19 protein-coding genes are annotated in these 19,161 nt (G+C 36.2%); 15 read left to right on the forward strand and 4 right to left on the reverse strand.

Annotated features, from left to right (window positions below):
- The coding region (locus UC75_RS19940) for an efflux RND transporter permease subunit (protein ID WP_416202196.1) at positions 1-1,295 on the reverse strand (1,295 nt) is incomplete at its 3' end.
- Between the two features lie 217 nt (positions 1,296-1,512).
- Between UC75_RS19940 and UC75_RS03035 the strand changes: the two genes are divergently transcribed.
- Positions 1,513-3,465 carry a TonB-dependent receptor plug domain-containing protein gene (locus tag UC75_RS03035; RefSeq protein ID WP_049836637.1) on the forward strand — a complete coding sequence of 651 codons (1,953 nt, stop codon included), beginning with the start codon at positions 1,513-1,515 and terminating at the stop codon, positions 3,463-3,465.
- Between the two features lie 138 nt (positions 3,466-3,603).
- Entirely contained in the window at positions 3,604-4,005 is a 402-nt protein-coding gene (locus UC75_RS03040; RefSeq protein WP_005305185.1) for a transcriptional repressor, read from the forward strand.
- Positions 4,006-4,059: 54 nt separating this feature from the next.
- Here the strand turns inward: UC75_RS03040 and UC75_RS03045 are convergent, their stop codons facing one another.
- Positions 4,060-5,841, reverse strand: a complete 1,782-nt coding sequence (locus tag UC75_RS03045) for a bifunctional metallophosphatase/5'-nucleotidase (RefSeq protein WP_049836638.1) — start codon at positions 5,839-5,841, stop codon at positions 4,060-4,062.
- 248 nt (positions 5,842-6,089) lie between these two features.
- Between UC75_RS03045 and pqqA the strand changes: the two genes are divergently transcribed.
- The 9 genes from pqqA (at position 6,090) to UC75_RS03080 (ending at position 12,433) form a co-directional block, all read left to right on the forward strand.
- Positions 6,090-6,164, forward strand: a complete 75-nt coding sequence (gene pqqA / locus UC75_RS18590; protein ID WP_001982218.1) for a pyrroloquinoline quinone precursor peptide PqqA — start codon at positions 6,090-6,092, stop codon at positions 6,162-6,164.
- Between the two features lie 76 nt (positions 6,165-6,240).
- Positions 6,241-7,152, forward strand: coding sequence for a pyrroloquinoline quinone biosynthesis protein PqqB (pqqB, locus tag UC75_RS03050; RefSeq protein ID WP_013197932.1), 912 nt, complete (start codon positions 6,241-6,243; stop codon positions 7,150-7,152).
- 8 nt (positions 7,153-7,160) lie between these two features.
- Positions 7,161-7,919 carry a pyrroloquinoline-quinone synthase PqqC gene (gene pqqC / locus UC75_RS03055; protein ID WP_032006186.1) on the forward strand — a complete coding sequence of 253 codons (759 nt, stop codon included), beginning with the start codon at positions 7,161-7,163 and terminating at the stop codon, positions 7,917-7,919.
- Positions 7,916-8,200 (forward strand): pyrroloquinoline quinone biosynthesis peptide chaperone PqqD, encoded by a 285-nt coding sequence (pqqD, locus tag UC75_RS03060; RefSeq protein ID WP_049836639.1) that lies wholly within the window; start codon positions 7,916-7,918, stop codon positions 8,198-8,200. The genes pqqC and pqqD overlap by 4 nt, the downstream gene beginning before the upstream one ends.
- The gene (pqqE, locus tag UC75_RS03065; RefSeq protein WP_049836640.1) at positions 8,197-9,351 is read left to right on the forward strand and encodes a pyrroloquinoline quinone biosynthesis protein PqqE; all 1,155 of its coding nucleotides are present in this window, start codon (positions 8,197-8,199) and stop codon (positions 9,349-9,351) included. The genes pqqD and pqqE overlap by 4 nt, the downstream gene beginning before the upstream one ends.
- An 18-nt stretch (positions 9,352-9,369) precedes the next feature.
- Positions 9,370-10,419, forward strand: coding sequence for a dipeptidase (locus tag UC75_RS03070; protein ID WP_049836641.1), 1,050 nt, complete (start codon positions 9,370-9,372; stop codon positions 10,417-10,419).
- Positions 10,420-10,998: 579 nt separating this feature from the next.
- Complete coding sequence (locus UC75_RS18595; protein ID WP_004792403.1) at positions 10,999-11,175, forward strand: hypothetical protein; 177 nt, start codon at positions 10,999-11,001, stop codon at positions 11,173-11,175.
- A 233-nt stretch (positions 11,176-11,408) separates the two neighbouring features.
- On the forward strand, positions 11,409-11,645 hold the full coding sequence (locus UC75_RS03075; RefSeq protein WP_004792401.1) for a hypothetical protein: 237 nt from the start codon (positions 11,409-11,411) through the stop codon (positions 11,643-11,645).
- Between the two features lie 200 nt (positions 11,646-11,845).
- A complete protein-coding gene (locus UC75_RS03080) occupies positions 11,846-12,433 on the forward strand; it encodes a DNA glycosylase (protein WP_049836642.1) in 588 nt (195 codons plus the stop codon).
- Between the two features lie 16 nt (positions 12,434-12,449).
- Here UC75_RS03080 and UC75_RS03085 read toward each other — a convergent pair whose 3' ends face one another.
- Positions 12,450-14,015, reverse strand: a complete 1,566-nt coding sequence (locus tag UC75_RS03085) for a phospholipase D family protein (RefSeq protein WP_049836643.1) — start codon at positions 14,013-14,015, stop codon at positions 12,450-12,452.
- A gap of 223 nt (positions 14,016-14,238) precedes the next feature.
- Here UC75_RS03085 and UC75_RS03090 point away from each other — a divergent pair, with 223 nt between their 5' ends.
- The 3 genes from UC75_RS03090 (at position 14,239) to UC75_RS03100 (ending at position 16,456) form a co-directional block, all read left to right on the forward strand.
- Complete coding sequence (locus tag UC75_RS03090) at positions 14,239-14,673, forward strand: GFA family protein (protein ID WP_128825120.1); 435 nt, start codon at positions 14,239-14,241, stop codon at positions 14,671-14,673.
- Positions 14,674-14,865: 192 nt separating this feature from the next.
- Entirely contained in the window at positions 14,866-15,321 is a 456-nt protein-coding gene (locus tag UC75_RS03095; protein WP_049836645.1) for a hypothetical protein, read from the forward strand.
- A gap of 829 nt (positions 15,322-16,150) precedes the next feature.
- Positions 16,151-16,456 (forward strand): hypothetical protein, encoded by a 306-nt coding sequence (locus UC75_RS03100; protein WP_049836646.1) that lies wholly within the window; start codon positions 16,151-16,153, stop codon positions 16,454-16,456.
- A gap of 38 nt (positions 16,457-16,494) precedes the next feature.
- Here UC75_RS03100 and UC75_RS03105 read toward each other — a convergent pair whose 3' ends face one another.
- Entirely contained in the window at positions 16,495-17,652 is a 1,158-nt protein-coding gene (locus tag UC75_RS03105; protein WP_049836647.1) for a catalase family protein, read from the reverse strand.
- A 183-nt stretch (positions 17,653-17,835) separates the two neighbouring features.
- Here UC75_RS03105 and UC75_RS03110 point away from each other — a divergent pair.
- Positions 17,836-19,161, forward strand: a 1,326-nt coding sequence (locus UC75_RS03110; protein ID WP_228137047.1) for a phage capsid protein, incomplete at its 3' end; no start/stop codon positions are given.

The raw sequence follows: 19,161 nt of genomic DNA on the forward strand, positions 1-19,161 counted from the left end.
CAAGCTTCACGTACACTTAGCTGTTGTTCGTGCATAAGCCGTTCAACATTTTCCACGACTACAATGGTGTCATCAACCAATAATCCAATCGCTAAAACTAGAGCAAATAGCGTAAGTGTGTTAATGCTCATTCCAAACAAATACAACACCACAAATGTGCCACTAATGACGATGGGAACCGTAATGGTTGGAATAAGAGTTGCACGCCAATTTTGTAAAAAGAGATACATCACAATAACAACTAGCACGATTGCTTCAAGCAAAGTGATTATGACCTGCTTAATTGACTCTTCAATAAATGGTGTATTGTCTCGTGGATAAACGACTTTATATCCAGCTGGTAAATGCTGGCTAAGCTGAGCCATTTTTTCTTTAATAAGAGCAGAAGTCTCGATTGCATTCGCATCAGGGCTTAGAGAAATTCCTAAACCTGCCGATGGATAGCCATTAAGCGTATTAATACTTTCGTAATTTTCTGCCCCTAATTCGACTCTCGCGACATCTTTTAAATAAACAAGGCTACCGTCAACATTTGCTTTAACGACTACCGATTTAAAGTCATCTATTGTTTTTAAACGTGAACCTGCTTTTACTTTTGCATAAATATTTTGGTCAGCAGCAGAGGGCATTGCACCAATCGAACCCGCAGCAATCTGGGTGTTATAATCTTCTAGGGCCTTTTCAATATCACTCGGTACAAGTTGATAATTTCTAAGCTGATTTGGATTTAACCAAATGCGCATGGCATAGCTTGAACCAAAAACATTAACTTCACCAATGCCTTGCAGCTGACTTAAAGGTTGTTCAAAGTGATTCACCATATAATCAGACAAATCAATATTGCTGGTTTTACCAGTTTCATCATATAGCCCCACAATAAGTAGCATATCGCCCGTGGTTTTCCATATGTTTACGCCTTGTCTTTGAACTTCCTCAGGTAAACGGTTTAATGCACCATTAATTCGGTTTTGTACTTGGAGCTGTGCTTTATCAATATCTGTGCCAATTTTAAAATGAATATCAATGCTACTCGTTCCTGATGATTCACTATAGGACGTAAAGTAAAGCAAATTATCCAGACCCTTTATTTGTTGTTCTAAAATTTGGGTCACACTTTCTTCTACTGTATCAGCAGCTGCACCACGATAGTTCGCAACAACCGTAACACCCGGTGGAGCAAGGTTAGGATAGCGTTCGACAGGCATTGCTAAAGTGGCAAGAAAACCAAAGATAAGAATAGTGATTGCAATGACAGAAACAAAAATAGGGTGATAGATAAAAAATCGAGAGAGCATTGTTATGTCTACTTTAAGATTGTTTTAAATAGGTTTTTAGGCACACGAAAGTGTAATGGTAACGCTTTTTTACAGCACAAACAATAATGATTATCATTATATAACTAATAATTATTTTTATCTTGATCAGTAAAAGTCATGCGTATATGATGCTCGGCACATCATAAATGATAATAATTATCATGTGGTAATCATTATCCAGAATAAGGGCCGAGAAATGACGTTAACGAAAAAGGCGCTGGTGGTCGCCATCTCAACACTACTTCCTTTCGCCGTTCAAGCAAATACAGATAGTGAACAGCAGGGTAATAGTGAACCAGTTCAAAAACTTAAAACTATTGTGGTTTCTGCTGCATTAAAAGAACAAGACGTAGACAAAGCACCCGCATCCATTAGTGTGATCACAAGTGAAGAGATTGAACGCAGTGCGGCACTGAGCCTTGCTGATGTTTTACAAAAACAAGCTGGGGTTTATAACTATAACAGCGGACAGGACAAAATTATTATCCGAGGGATGCAAGATACTTCTGGCAGTTATACTTTAATCCTGATCAATGGAAAAAGAACATCTTCCTTGGGAGCAATGTGGCGGGGCAATGACTTCGACTGGAGTTCAATTCCATTAAATAGTATTGAACGAATTGAAGTGATTCGCGGACCAATGTCATCGCTTTATGGTTCTGATGCCATGGGTGGCGTAATTAATATTATTACCAAGAAAGCCGAAAATGGACAGCTTCATGGTTCGATCTTTGGACAATATAACCGAGCTGACCGTGGGAATGGTAAAGATCAATTCCGTTACGGATTTAACCTATACGGTGGCTTAACCGATAATGTTAGTTTTTCTCTTTCTGGTGATTCTTATAACCGTGATGCGTGGTATCGAAATGGTAAACCGGACTCAAATGGCGCCTATTTTGTAGAAAAAGACACTAAGAATGTACATGGGACTTTAAGTTGGGATATCAATGATCAACAAACTTTAGACCTAGATTTAGGTTATACCAAAGATAAGAGACCACTTACCCAAGATGCGGCATCTTCGATTCAAGAAGGTGAAGATGAGCGAACCAATGTAGGTATTACTCATCGAGGGAAATGGAGCTGGGGGAAAACAGAAGCTTATATTGGAAAAGAAACCGCTAAAATTTATGACTATGACAGTGAATATAATGCTCCACAAAGTCGTAATTATAAGCAAGAAAACTTACTAGGTCGTGCATTTGCTAACTTTGACTGGATGATGAATAACACCACAGCTGGTGTTGATTATAAAGATCAGAAAATCACAGATCCTGTAGGATACACATCTGGTGGATCTGAACAGAAAAGTTATGGAGTATTTGTTCAGAACGATACCCATATTAACGATGCACTGACCTTAACTTTAGGTGGTCGTTACGACGACTTTGATAATTTTGATGGTAAAGCAACTGGTAAAGCCTATTTAGCTTATCAACTCGCTGAAGGAGTTATTCTTAAAGGTGGTGTTGGTCAAGCTTATAAAGTTCCGGGACCATATCAGTTAGATGCAAATTATGAGCTAATTTCTTGTGGGGGAAGCTGTTTTATTACAGGGAATCCAAATCTAAAACCCGAAGAAAGTACTAACTATGAAGCATCTTTAATTGTTCGTAAACCAAACTGGAATGCTGGTGTTACAGTATTTGAAAATGATGTTGAGAACTTAATTGAACGTGTTTCTAATCCTAATTCTCCAAATCCAACCAAATATCCATATAAATGGGACAATGTTGCTAAAGCAAAACTGAAAGGTGTGGAACTGAACGGAGCATATGACTTTAGTGATGATTTAGGGATAACAGCTAATGCAACATATTTGGATGCTAAAAATGAAGTAACTGGTAAAGACCTTACTGAACGTCCCGAATGGTTAATTAATAGTTCAGTTTCATGGGCTATTGTTGAAAATTATCGTATGAATTTTGGTGCAAGCTATGTGGGTCATCAAATGTTATCTAGTGGTAAAGAGTTACCAGCCTATACTACTTACGATGTGACATTTACTTCACCACTTTCACCACGCTTAACATTGGACTATGGCGTAAAAAACCTGACCGATGTTGATCTGGAAAATGAAGATGCATCATTTAATACCAAACTTTATGGCCGCAATTACTTTGTAAAAGCGACTTATAGTTTCTAAGTTAAAACTAAGTACAAAGCCTATTCGTAAGGGAATAGGCTTTGTTTTTTATTAAACAAATATCCATAATTTTTAAACCAGTATAGACAAAATAATTTTAAGAATTTCTATACTTTTCAACATTAAGGCTAATTAATCATGACGGCAACTTCAAAATCATTATTAAATGGACTACCAATAAAAAAATCGAGAATACAGGTTTTTGAAATTTTAAACCAAAATCCACAAGGCTTAAGTGCGGTAAGCATTTATGCGCAAATTAAAAATGAACATAAAATTACGCTCGGAACAATTTATCGAATCTTATCTGAATTTGAAAATCGCAAGCTCATCAAAAGGGTGTTCTTAGGAAAAAGTAAAAGTATTTATAAGATCAGAAAAGATAAAATGAGCTGTAACTTGATTTGTCTAAAAACCGCAGAAGCAACTAGCTATGAACATGAAAAAGTGAAAGAGCTACTGCATGAAGTCATAGATGTTATTTTTGCGAATACAGGAACTAATATCAGTAGTATTGAACTTAATCTCTATACAGAATAAAAAGTTTAGATAGAAAAAAGGACAGTCTAAACTGTCCTTTTTTTATTAAATTTGCTATTTGATAACTTTAATTCGCGTAGTCGCTGGAATAATTAAAGGTGAATTCTTAGCGACATAGCTTTCAAGGGCATCAATATCTTGACCACCACCTACACGGTTTTGACCTTCTTTTAATACTGTAAAGTTGTCACCACCATCTGCCAAAAAGCTATTGACTGTTACGCGGTATACCTTAGTGTCAACCAGCGGTGAACCTGCAACCATAATGTTACTTGCTCGTGGTGAAACAGACGTATTTGCCGCATATTGATAAGTTAATTCTTTAGACGGCTGTAAAATTCTAGGTGAGTTTGCATTTGCACCAGACCACTGCTGCTCAATTACATCTTTAATTTGTTTGCCAGTTAAGCTCAAAGTCACAATAGAGTTACCAAAAGGTTGCACTGCAAAAACATCGCCAAATGTAATCTGGTTACTACTGTTAATAAGTAAATCGGCACGGACACCACCTGGGTTCATTAAGGTAAAGTCAGAGCCTTGGTTACTTGCTTTTAAGGCAGCCGCTTGTTGAGCATCTGCAATCATAATACCCAATGGGCTTTCACCACTTTCGACTTGAGTACGACTGACTACAGCTGTTGCAGTTCCAACCACACGGCTTGAAATGGTGGTCACCGCTTGGCGGTATTTATCTAAAATGGCTTCAATGCTTGGGGTTTTACTAAATTTTTGATAGAGATCTGTTAGGCTTACCGTGGTGGTGCCAGACGTATAGGCCTCACTTTGTATAGGAACTTGTTTAGCATCTTTTTTAATCACATCACCAGTTTTACCATCTAACTCAACCTTGATGTCAGTAATGAGCGTGCCATATTGTCCAGCTGAAGTAAGCAAGAACGGTTTTGCGGGATTTTTGGTTGCATAGTCACAAATATAAGATTGGTGTGTATGACCTGAAACAACAATATCAACTGCTGGATTAAGCTTATCCAAAATTCCTAAAATCGGACCGCTTAAGCCATCACATGTTTTTTCATTAAACTTCGTACTTGGCGCTGCGCCTTCATGTACCACCACTACAATCGCTTCAATTCCTTGTTTTTGTAATTCAGGAATCAAGGCGTTTACCGTATCGGCTTCATCACGAAACTCAACGTCTTTAATGCCGGCAGCAGAAACAATACTTGGCGTTGCTTTAAGGGTTAATCCAATAAATGCAACTGGAATTCCACCATAAGTTTTGACTTTATATGCAGGAAAGATCGTTTTACTGGCATCATTTTTCATTGCTACGTTAGCAGCAAGGAAATCAAATTTTGCACCACTAAAGTTTTTATTTATTTGGCAAGGCGCAATGCTTGTATATTGCTGACATCCACCGTTCTTTAAACGGCGTAATTCATCTGTACCACGGTCAAATTCATGGTTACCGACAGCATTAAAATCAATTTGAATGTCATTCATGACTTCAATGGTCGGTTCATCTAAAAATAAAGAAGAGGTTAGAGGAGAAGCACTAATTAAGTCGCCCGCCGAAACCACAGCATTATTTGGATTTTCTGCTTTAAGTTTTTTAATCGCATCGGCGAAGTAACTCACTCCACCCACAGGAATACGAACAGATTGAGCAGCATCATTTGGATTTGGTGCTTCGACGTAACGCTTCGGTGGCTCAAGATTTCCGTGAAAGTCATTAAAAGCTAAAATATTTACGGTTTGATTGCTTCTTTGAGCAGGTGGTGCGGTGTCATTATCATCATCGTCATTACATCCAGCCAATAACGTTACTGCCAGAGAAAGTGTTGTTACTTTAAAAAGTGTTGTTAAATTTTTCATTTTTTTATCATTTGATCAATTAAGACGGATAAAAAATACGCTTTTAGTATGAATGTTTGATGAAACCTTTAATGAGCAAATATGTTCGAAATATTAAAATTTGGACAAAAAACACAATTATCGAACAATATCTTGGCTAGGGGTGGTCTACAAACCCAAATTTTTTATTTAGAATAAATTTTTAATGACCTTATAAGATTTAATCAAGTGATTCATTTCACAAGATTAATATGAACCGGAGATAATTTATGCAATGGACTAAACCAGCTTTTACTGATTTACGCATTGGTTTTGAAGTTACTATGTACTTCGAAGCACGTTAATTCAGTTTCATCCAAATATGTCATAAGCCCTAGTCTTGTTCTAGGGCTTATCTCTTTCTAATAAGATATTAATTTTATGTATATTTATGTTTTAGGTTCAGCTGCTGGAGGCGGGTTCCCGCAGTGGAATTGTAATTGCCCGAATTGTCATGGTGTACGCACAGGTTCAATCCAAGCCAAAGCTCGTACTCAATCATCAATTGCTGTTTCTGAAAATGGAACAGACTGGGTTTTATTAAACGCTTCACCTGATATCCGCCAGCAACTTTTCGAATTTAAAGCAGCACAACCCGCGCGTAAATTGCGTGATACAGGAATAACAAGCGTTATTTTAATGGATAGTCAGTTAGACCATACAACTGGGCTTTTAACCTTACGTGAAGGTTGTCCAATGAATGTATGGTGTACAGAAATGGTCCACCAAGATTTAACAAGCGGCTTTCCAGTATTTAATATGCTCAAACACTGGAATGGTGGTCTTCAATACAATGAAATTAATCCTAAACAAGCCTTTAAAATTGATGGTTTCGAAAATTTAGAATTTTTGCCTTTAATTATTAAAAGTGCTGCACCACCATATTCACCGCATCGAAATGACCCACATGATGGCGATAATATTGCTTTAATTATCAAAGATCATAAGACACAAAAACAGTTGTTCTATGCGCCGGGTCTTGGAAAAATTGACGATCAAATCATGCAGATTATGCAGAGTTCAGACTGTGTCATGATTGATGGTACGCTTTGGACAGACGATGAAATGCAACAAACAGGGGTTGGAACTAAAACTGGCCGTGAAATGGGACATTTATATATTAGTGGTGAAGGTGGTTCACTGTCTTATTTAAATCAGCTGAGTACACCTAAAAAAGTGCTGATTCATATTAACAATACCAATCCAATTTTAAATGAAAACTCTAGCCAGTTTGCTGAACTTAAAGCAAATGGTGTAGAAGTTGCCTATGACGGCATGCAGATTGAACTCTAAGGTGAAATATGACTCAAACACCTGAAGCTTTAACGACAGAACAATTCAAACAAGCCATTATCGATAAAGGCCAGTATTATCATATCTATCATCCATTTCACGTGATGATGTATGAAGGTAAAGCCACCCAGCAGCAAATTCAGGCTTGGGTTGCAAACCGCTATTACTATCAAATTAATATTCCGCTTAAAGATGCAGCGATTATGGCAAATTGCCCTGATCAGCGAGTCCGTCAAGAATGGATTCAACGCATGATCGATCAAGATGGTGAATATCCAGATGGCGGTGGCCGAGAAGCATGGCTACGCTTAGCCGAAGCTGTGGGCTTGAGTCGTGAACAAGTTATTTCTGAAGAGCTGGTATTACCGGGTGTGCGCTTTGCAGTAGATGCCTATGTGAACTTTGCACGCCGTGCTTCGTGGCGTGAAGCAGCCAGTAGTTCTTTAACTGAACTTTTTGCTCCACAAATTCATCAGTCACGACTTGATTCATGGCCACAACACTATCCATGGATTGATGATAAAGGCTATGAATATTTCCGTTCTCGTTTAAGTCAGGCACGCCGTGATGTTGAACATGGTTTAACAATTACGCTTGATTCATTTACAACTCATGAGCAACAAGAGCGAATGCTTGAAATATTGCAGTTTAAACTGGATATTTTATGGAGCATTCTAGATGCTTTAACACTTGCACATGTTCACAATGAAGCGCCATATCACACTGTGACGAGCAAACGAGTTTGGCACAAAGGACTATTTAAATGAATAAAGAACAGTTTGATTTAAACCTTGTGCCGACATGGCGCCAGGGTTACCGTTTTCAGTTCGAACCAGCTCAAAATGGTTTCGTGATTTTATACCCTGAAGGCATGATCAAGTTAAATGAAAGTGCAGGGGCAATCGGACAATATATTGATGGGCAGCAAAATGTTTCTGCAATTATTGCTCAGTTAAAGCAAAAATTTGGTGAGATTGCTGAGATTGATCAGGATGTAGTGGACTACATGCTGGTCGCAAAACAGCAACACTGGATTGATTTAGTATGACAGAAGGTGTTGGCCTACCTTTATGGTTATTAGCGGAACTCACTTATCGTTGTCCGCTACAATGCCCATATTGCTCAAACCCCTTGGACTATGCTCAACATAAAAATGAGCTAACCACTCAAGAATGGTTTGATGTTTTTGATCAGGCACGTCAGATGGGCGCTGTTCAACTCGGATTTTCTGGCGGTGAACCACTGGTACGTCAAGATTTAGAACAACTCGTTGCCCATGCTCATCAACAAGGGTTTTATACCAACTTGATTACCTCAGGCATGGGTCTTACCGAACAACGTATTGCCGATCTAAAACAAGCGGGTTTAGACCATATTCAAGTGAGCTTTCAAGCTAGCGATCCTGTGGTAAATGATGCTTTGGCAGGTTCAAAGCATGCTTTTGAACAAAAATATGAAATGTGCCGACTGGTTAAGAAATACGATTATCCAATGGTGCTTAACTTTGTTATTCATCGACATAACATTGACCAGATTGAACAAATCATTGAACTTTGCCTTGAGCTGAATGCAGATACAGTCGAGCTAGCAATTTGTCAGTTTTATGGTTGGGCTTTTCTAAACCGCCAAGGTTTATTACCCACACAAGAGCAACTGACACGTGCAGAACAGATTACCAATGAATATCGAGAAAAATTAAAAGCGCAAAATCACCCTTGCAAACTCATTTTTGTAGTGCCTGATTATTATGAAGAGAGACCGAAAGCCTGCATGAATGGCTGGGGTAAAATCTTCTTTACAGTCGCTCCAGATGGTATGGCACTGCCTTGCCATGCAGCACGACAATTGCCAATTTCATTTCCAAACGTCCGCGAACATAAATTGTCAGATATTTGGTACAAATCAACTGGATTTAATCATTTCCGTGGTGATGCATGGATGCCAGAAGGTTGCCGTAGTTGCCCAGATAAAGAACGTGACTTTGGCGGATGTCGTTGTCAGGCCTATATGTTGACTGGAGATGCGGCTAATGCTGATCCTGTATGTGGGAAATCGCCGTATCATCAAATGATCGAACAAGCGCGTACAGAAAGTCAGTTGGCTGCACCACTGCAAAACTTAGTATTCCGTAATAGTAGAAACTCTAAATCTTTAAGCTCCACACAAAATATTCCAGTGCACACGATTACAGACATATAGCAAGCAATAGGAATGCTCATGAAGTCTAGCCATATTCCAGTTTTTGATGGACATAATGATGCTTTAACACGCTTATGGCTAAGCGATCATCCAGATCCTGTACATGCTTTTATTCATGAACGATTAGGGGGCCATCTTGACCTAAAACGCTGTCAAAAGGCTGGCTTTATGGGAGGAATGTTTGCGATTTTTTTACCTCCATACAGCTATGTTCAACAGCATCATCCTAATAAGCTATTTGATCAAAATGCTTTTGATTTTACCCAACAGCAAATTGAACAAATTTGTTTAGAACAACTCGATTTAGCACATCAACTCGCTCAGCATTCTAAAAATATTAAAATTTGCACATCAGTTCAAAATATTCAGGATTGCTTAGCAGAGCAAAAGCTAGCAATTGTATTGCATATGGAAGGTGCAGAGGCTTTACAACATAACCCGGATTTACTTGATGTGTTCTATGAAAGAGGCTTGCGTAGTATTGGCCCACTTTGGAATAGACCGAGCCGCTTTGGACATGGTTTAAATGCTAAATTTCCCCATTCACCCGACACTGGAGCAGGTCTCACCAGCGATGGCAAAGATTTTATAAAACGCTGTGCCGATAAAAAGATGGTGATTGATGTTTCACACATGAATGAACAAGCTTTTTGGAATACGGTAGATATATTGCAGCAGCCAATTGTAGCAACGCACTCAAATGCGCACGCTTTATGTGCTCAAGCACGCAACTTAACTGACTCGCAGCTTAAAGCAATCCGAGAAAGTAAAGGGATGGTAGGCGTAAATTTTGATGTCGCGTTTTTACGATCAGATGGGCAGCGCAATGCGGATACACCCATCGATGTAATTTTAGAACATTTAGAATATTTAATGGATCATTTGGGCGAAGAACATGTGGGCTTTGGCTCTGATTTTGACGGTGCACTTATTGGTACTGAACTTGAAGATGTGACAGGGCTACATTGCTTAATTGAGCGTATGCAACAGCGTGGTTATTCTAAAACACTGATTGAAAATATATGTCTTAATAATTGGGTGAGGGTGTTTGATAGAATTTTAGGTTAATAATGAATGACTAAAAAGAGTTAATCTACAGAATCATAACAGTTTTTTTATTGGCCGAAATGACTAAAAAAAATACAAATAGTTTAATTGTCAACCATTCGGTATATTCACTACACTCAACCTTACTGAATGTAAGAACATTTAGTATTTCAGGTCTTTTGTGGTTTTCACATTACCCATTTCTTCATGAGAAGTAGAAATGGGTTTTTTCTTATCTGAAACAAATAAACGTGATATCCATCACAAGAACTACTAATTATTGGTATAACCACTCAACTCCATCTTGACTAAAACTTCAGCATTAAATACATTTGTAGTGTATTCAAAGATAATAAGATTGCTTAAAGCAATTCATAATACTGCTTAATCCTGAAATACAGTAAAAAGCCTATTCAAAATATAGAATAGGCTTTTTGCTTTGTATCAAAATTTATTTTTTAACTATTACACTATTCAATTAACATAAAAATTAAATACCTTACAAAAGCGGAGCAAATGAAAGCCGTTAAATAACAAATTATGTGCTATTAATTAAAGCTGATTTTTCAAAAGTTACTCCGTCAATCGAAGAGGTGCAAAATGTTAAAGTCAATTTTAGTGATCGGAACAGGTATTGCGATTGGGATGTGTGTCTACAAGAAGAAGCAAAAGAACAGTAAGAGTTTTAACACAGATCACGATAGCGACTCAGTGACTAGTAAAGACAGGGTCCAAAATCAAGATGACGGCTCAATTGATAACGCTGTACAAGTTTAAAATTAAATAAAAAGGGGTTCAAATCATGAACCCTTTAATTTTATTAAAACTCATAATTATTTTAAATAGATTAACTTAAAGATAATAATTAAATTAATAATTACTCAACTATTCATTTAATTATTACAAAAGTATGATTAAAACAAAAAAAACACTTTCATTATTAAAATTTACATATTGTATCAGTGGAGTCTTTATTATTAGCGATGCGGATAATAAAAAAGGAGACTAGAATGTCAAAGCGCCATATTTTAAAAGAAGTAAATGCCAAAAGTATGTGTGGTATGGAAATTGTAGTTGAACAAATTTATGAAAATATTTATGAAAAAAACTTTGTCCAAGCTGAACAAGAGCAAAGCTGGTTGCCACTTTCTAAGATTGTGATTTCGGATAAAGTCATTAATTTAGATCCGGATAACAGTTTTGCTCATCCAAGAACAGGTAAGGTTTTTAAAGTCTTAAACTCTTAATAAGTTTGAGTTCACCAGCTCACTTACACGTTATAAATTATTGAGGTGATTCCTACAGAGGTATCACCTCAATGTTTTTCAGTAAGAGTTGATTTTTCTCATTAACGCTTTAATTAAGAGAAATTGCATTTCATGACTCGTGATTAACTAAAAAATAGGGTAATTTGTTTATAAAGTTTTTAAGTAAACACTGATTTTTTATGATAATTGAGATAGAAACACATCCACTAGAACCCTTTTTACCTGAAAATGCGCGTTTACTCATGTTGGGTAGCTTTCCACCACCGCGTAATAAATGGAAGATGGATTTTTACTATCCAAATTTCCAAAATGATATGTGGCGAATTTTTGGTTTAATTTTTTTCCAAGACAAAACTTACTTTTTAAGTGAAAACCAAAAAAATTTTAATGAAGAACGTATCCGAAATTTCTTAATTGAAACAGGTATTGCGATCTTTGACACGGCTTATCAAATTAAGCGGTTGAAGGGGAATGCCGCAGATAAATTTCTTGAAATAGTAACACCAACAGATCTTGCGGTTTTGCTTCAGCAGATTCCTCTATGTCAGACCATCATGACCACTGGTGATAAAGCAACTGATACCTTAATTTCAGTTTTACCCGAGAATACTGAAAAACCCCTTATAGGGTCATCTACATCGACTTACTTTGCAGGAAGAGATATTAATTTATATCGCTTACCATCTTCGTCTCGAGCATATCCATTGGCGCTAGAGAAAAAAGCTGAGGCTTATCAAAAATTCTTTAAAGAGATTGGGATTTTATAAGTCAAGTTGAAGTCTCTTACATCATCCATTCAACGGGTAAATATGAAACGGCTTTAATCATTGTACGTTGGAAAAGGCTCGTATCTGGGTCTTTTTCATATTCAACAACTTGTCCATTCGACTGATAATCTAACCAAATAATTTTACCTTCACTGTTTAACTTAAGCTGATAAGCGACTTGAGGTAAATGCTGATCGAGCATGACCGAAATTTGAGCTTGTAACTGACTCGACTCAATAACAAGACCAACCTCAGTATTTAAGTAAGTCGAACGTGGATCAAAGTTAAAAGAACCAATAAATACTTTACCGTCTACATCAAAAAATTTGGCATGCAAGCTCGATTTATTTTTACCTTTTGCTGGAATCACACTTCCAGTTACCACTTCATACCACGTTCTACGTCTGCGTTCTAAAAATGGCTTAAACTCAAATAGTTCTACACCGCTTTTCAGCATTTCAACCCGATATTGACTATAAAAAGCATGCACAATTGCCACATCATTTGCAGCAAAAGAGTTTGTTAAAACCCTAACTTTAACGCCTTGAACTTTTAACTGTTTTAAATAGTAAGCGCCTTGCTGTGTAGGAACAAAATAAGCTGAAGCCAATTCAATGTGTTGCTTTGGTTCACCCATAATGGCCATAACTTGCCCATAAAGCATCTCTTCTTTAGAAGCTACTCCTAAGATCTTTTTCGGTGAGTCTGCAACAAAATATGCTTTTGACCATTGAATTGGATAGTGCTCTAGAAGCTCTTTTAAATAAGTTTGAGCATCATAAAGCTTATCTTCGGTTTGAGTATGATTTTCACTTTCATGAAGCAAATCATGATAATGCTGCCGTAAAGATTGCAAGTGATGGGCAGCGCAAGTCCCGACCAGCTTGGTCGCATCTTGGCTTAACTCACTTTGCCAGAAATCATTAAAAACTGCTTGAGCGTGCTGTACTGTATGCCCATAAAATAGAATATCTAGATCTGTAAACTGAAACTTACTACTTGCATCAAAATATTCACTACTGATGTTACGACCGCCAGTTACCGCAATCACGCCATCTGCAATAATTAATTTATTATGCATACGATGGTTTACTTTCTTGAACCGGAAAATATAGTCCAAGATTCTTATATATCTAAATTTGTATGGATTAAATAAACGAATTTCAAAGTTAGGATGGTGTAGAAGGCTTCTTAGAATACCATCAAGTTTTACTCCATTTTGATCGTCAATGAGTAACCGAACTTTTACACCACGATCTGCCGCCGTTAATAACTCGTGCAGCATTAGGTTTCCAACAAAATCATTTGTCCAAATATAATATTGTAAATCGATTTTTTCTTTTGCATTTCTAATCAGATACATACGAGAGGCGATACTGATAAAAGCATCATCCAATGCAACAAAAGCAGTTAATCCTTGTTTAGTTTTTTCTGTAGCTTGTTCATCATTCAACCAATTAAAGCTATTTGTCACTGTATCATTCTCATCAGGGTCGTATGTATCGTTATACGAAGGTGTATGTGTAAAGCCCCAGGCATTTAATGCCATATTACTGTACTGCTGATAGAACTGATTAATCATGTAAGCTTTTAAGTCGCATCCAAGATAAGCACATCACAGCATTTTTATATTCAATTTATATGTCAAAATTCATATTAAACTCTATAAATGCATTCTGCCAAGCCTCGACTCTAGCAATTCCTTATATTTATAGGCACTTCTAAGAGAGCATATCCATTTAAACATATAAAGTTAAATTTAACCTTTTTAAAGCTAGTGCTATATTTAATATTATTTTCTAAGGATGCTCGAGATGAGTCATTTAGGTTCTTGTCTATGCAGTGAAGTCAAATTTTCTGTCACTAACGAAATCAAGACTGTGTACCATTGCCACTGTAGTCTCTGTCGTAAACAAACTGGAACAGGAGCGAATGCAGCAACTTTAGTGAGTAAGGATAAATTTGAATGGCTCTCAGGTTTTGAGCTTATCCATACTTATAAAAAAGAAACAGGCTTCACATCTTCATTTTGTAGTAAATGTGGATCGCCTGTACCTAATTTGGTAGGAACTACTCATTTTATGTGGATTCCATTAGGTCTATTAGAAAAAGACATTCAGGTCCTAAAGAAGCTTAATTTTTGTATAATTTCAAAGACAAACTGGGCAAATACCGTAATTGCAGATCAATCTTATAATCAGCTTCCAACTTTCGATGAGCTAAAAATATTTTTTGATTAGAATAAATTTTTATCTAAAAATGAGACTCAGTTTGCATTAAGTTTAATTTTTTCGGATGGTTATGCTTGTAGGTTTCACAAAAACACACTAATTACAATTGGCAGCACAACAATTACATTAGAAAACATGATATCTATCATACTTCCTTAAAGGGCTGAGTGAGTAGCCTGACAATAAAAGGGAGAAAATAAAATGCCACAATATTTAATCATTGCTGAGAATGTGTATAAAAAAATTGAGGACAAAAATTTATTTTCTGAAAGCTCAGCAGAGAACTTAAATCAGTTGGTTAGCGTAATCCGCAAAGAAATTAAAGGAACCAAGTTTAAACTTAAATATAATTTTATAGATTTTGAAGAGTGCTTAACCAAGCCATTAGAAGAGTGCGCGATTAAGTTGGATATGAGCCTCATGCCCAAACATAAAAATAAAGATGAATATATACTTTGGCTCGCAGGTTTTATTGAAAGAATTACAACGGGAGGAGAGGCCAAGCTTCCACCAATCTCGAAATTTATTCCTCCAGACTTTAAGTTTAACTATGACGAACCTCCTAAAGTGTCATCATCGACAAGTGATGATGGGGAGATGATTATTAATTATTTCAAATCAGATGCCTTTACTAAAATTATAAAAGAAGAAAAATAAGTTCAAAAAATATAGAAGTGATCGTCCACTACACTTCTATATGTCGCTGTAAATTCAGCAACCGCCTTCTGGGGCGGTTTTTTAATTTAACTCTCCTTATTCTTATAAAATATATTGTTATAACTTTTCACAAAAGTTTGCATAACGCACAGAATCAGCCTCATTGGCCTAAAAACAGATACAACCTTCAATGTTAATTTTTAATTTACTTAACTATGTTTTGGAGATACCAATGTTCAAAGCTCTGTTTTTCTTTAGTGCTGGTGCTGTTTTCGGTTACTGCTGTAAACACAAAGAGGATAAAGCTAAAAAGGAAAATTCTTCTAAATAAGCTAAATATATTCTTAAAAAACTTACTGCTTAGTCAGTTTTTTATAAGGAGGTGTCTATGCTCCACAACCTTAGACAAATTTTCTGTATTCATGTCTGGGAATATGATTTTGATATAACTCACGACGAAATTAAAGAGTGCAGAAAATGTGGGAAAGTTCATAGAGTGAAGAACTTCCGCAAATTTACTTAAGATTTAAAGAAGTGCTTTTCCTCTTAAGTAAATATTAAAAATTAAATAGGCTTAATCGTTTAAATATGTTGAGCCTATTTAATATAATTTTTAAAGCCGAGTGTTTTAGTCGATATTAATACCTACTAATTTAATCAGAATAAAAAGCAAAAATAAATCACACTTTTAAACAATATATTGTTATTATCGCCACAACTGATCAATTAAAATTAAAAATACATAAACAATTTAATAAAAATTAAAAACTTATTTTAATAACTTTGAAATTATACTTATATTTTATAAATAATTAATAAGGAGATAAAAATGCCAAAATACTTACTATTAGCAGAAAAAATTAATAAAAATATTAAATATAAATACTCTAACAATAATTTTAAAAACTTAAATACTCTCATCATAGAAATCAAAAAAGCCATTGCAGGTACCGAATTAAAATTTTTATATAACTTTGTGAATTTCGAGGGTGCAGTTATTAGCTTTAAAAATGAACTACCTATTACATTAGATATGAGTTTGATTCCAAAGCATAAAAGTGAAGATGACTTTGTTTTATGGTTAGCAGATTTTATTGATCGTATTACTATAGATACAAGCAAAGGAATTGACTAAAGCTAGTTAGCTTAGACAAATCATCAGGGATAAAATATTTAAGGTTCCTGTCTAGGGGCTGAATTCATATCATGTCGAACTCTACTTATATTTTCATAAATGACCTTACGCATTCTGTTTACTGCACCTAATGGCTTATGTTCAGGTAAAGCATGCCACGGCGTAAAAGAAAGATTTTCACAGAACTGGTTTTGTTCAGGTGTATCAAAGTTTTGCTTTGGAATGTGAATAGTTGCTACTTGATAAAAGGGAGCTGCTTTTTCATCCCATTCTATCATCGCATCTTCTACTAGCATTTTACTTGAAGTTCTCGGCTGAATAAGGAACTCCATACAGGCGTCATTATTTTGCAAAGTATTTTTTAAAGCTTCTCTTAAAAAATCATGACTAGGGTTTTTAGGTAGATCATTTGGTGTTACCGAACAAGCACGTACAGAATATTTAACTGCTTGCCGATCTTTGCCAAGTCCTAATTGATAGGGAACCATAGACCAATAACGTGCATAGAGTGGGTTTGCAATTTGTGAGTTACGTGCTCCCAGTGCATTCATGGTTCCCTTAAAACCTAAGGCAAAAGGAATATGAAGTTTTCTGATCATATTATGGCTATTCACATCGTTCATAAAAGAAAGATATCTTTTTGCATCATTGGCAAAAAAGACAGGATGATTAATCATAATAAAATCTTGAGTGGTTGCTTGTTTTTCACTTTCTAAAATTTTGTCTCCAGATACACCTAAAAGTTTTATGGCGATGCCTCGTGCATCTTTGTCAATGTCGGCACTCGTGGCGTCATTAGAGGCATTCGAAAAACGAATCCATGCTTGATAACTTTGATCTGGGATAAAAACCCCTTTAGCAAACTGAGCAGGTATATTTTTTGAGACATGAAACTCGGCTCGAACACAACCATGCGCTTTGGGATGTGCATCACGTAAAGCATTTCCCGCCGTGTATTGTTCACGAATTGACTTTTCAATGACTTGAGCTATGTTTTGAGCTAACACTTCCTCATTAGGCTGTAATTTTTCTCCTAAAAATGGATCGATCTTTGGGTATGCAATATTTTCCGAAGAAGTCTTTATTGGGATGGTTCTTTGAGAATATAAAGCGTCACTACAACCTGTTAGTGCAAAAATAAGAGGAGTAAATACAAACAATATCCTAAAATGAGTAGGCTGCATAAAATTTGACATTTATTATCTCCTCAGTGCAAAAATATTTTAGGATAATATTAAGTTTAATTGTTAAACTATATTTTGAGCTTTATAAAAAATATTAACTGTAAATAATTTAAACGTCATTGTTACTTATCTGAACAATAAAATAAAAATTATTATTTAATATAAAACCTCTTAATACATTAAGAGAATGTAGACATGATAACTAACTCACAAAATGTACAAAATAATTCTAATTCATCACCACATCCAATCACTCAAAATACACTTATTGATCGGTTTAGTCCTATCTATTGGAGAATAGACGGTCCACAAACGATGTCTTTTGCTATTACGAATTATGGAAATGGTTTTGAAGCCTCTTTTAGAGCACGAATGGCAAATGATTTAGTAGGAATTACGTGGGATTCTAATGATACTAAAGATCATAAATTTTTAGCGTACCAAACCAAATATAGCTATGCAGGGGTGGTTTGGGACTTCGATATTGAGTTATCTACCACGATGCCAGTGCTTAACAATCCAACTTTAACGCCCACTTTAACGGTGTACTATAATGAAAATGGCGTAGATAAAGTTGCCTATGTTGTCTTATTTAACTATGCAAATAATCCTTCATCGCGAACGGCACATATTCATATTAACTGGGATACAGTAAAAGCTGGCTTTTCTGCTACAGATAGCTTCCCGGTAACGAACATTCAACGGATTTCATTTTCCGGTTTCACGAGCCATTATAATAGCCAATCAGCCTTACCTTTAAGCCAGCCTGAAGATGGCTACATTCGTCTGACCAATTCAGTCGTAACTGGTACAAATGCAAAATTAAATTTGAGCCGTGTGGTTGTACCTCAGCACAATTATGGTATTTGTACGAGCTATGACGACCACTATGATTTAAACCCTCAGCGCTTGGTCAACAATATGGTGACTTTGGGATATAACGGTTTGGTTAACCACTATTGTGGAATGTCACATTATCCTGAAATGACATGGAAAAGTGATATTAATAAATGGCAAATACCAGATACGTTGGTAACAGGTGAAGCGGTCGTTAACTCATGTACGCGTAAATGGCATGAGAAATATGCTCAGGCGTTACATAGCGCCAGTCTGCAACCCATTTTTGGGGTAAGCTTTGAAATGTATTCCTTGGGGGCCAATGAGTATTGGGCACAGCGTGACTGGAACAGTAATTTGGGTAAAACAGGCTACCAACCACCAAGCTATTTTTTTAGTTTAAGTCATCAGAATGCTTTGGCATATCTACGTAAAGTCTTTATTGAGTTTGCAGATGCAATGGTAGTAGGGGGATGTGATGTAAATATGCAGATTGGTGAACCTTGGTGGTGGTATAACACTGATACAAATCTACCTTGTGTATATGACTATCCAACAAAACTGGCCTTTAATGCAGATACAGGTTTATATGCACCAGATTTGGGTACAATTTATGAAGCAATGAATAAGACAGGAACGCCATATGATGAGTTTAAAACATGGCTCAGAAATAAATTAGGTCAA

It is taken from the genome of Acinetobacter sp. V2 (assembly GCF_001188385.1).
Lineage (GTDB): Bacteria > Pseudomonadota > Gammaproteobacteria > Pseudomonadales > Moraxellaceae > Acinetobacter > Acinetobacter oleivorans.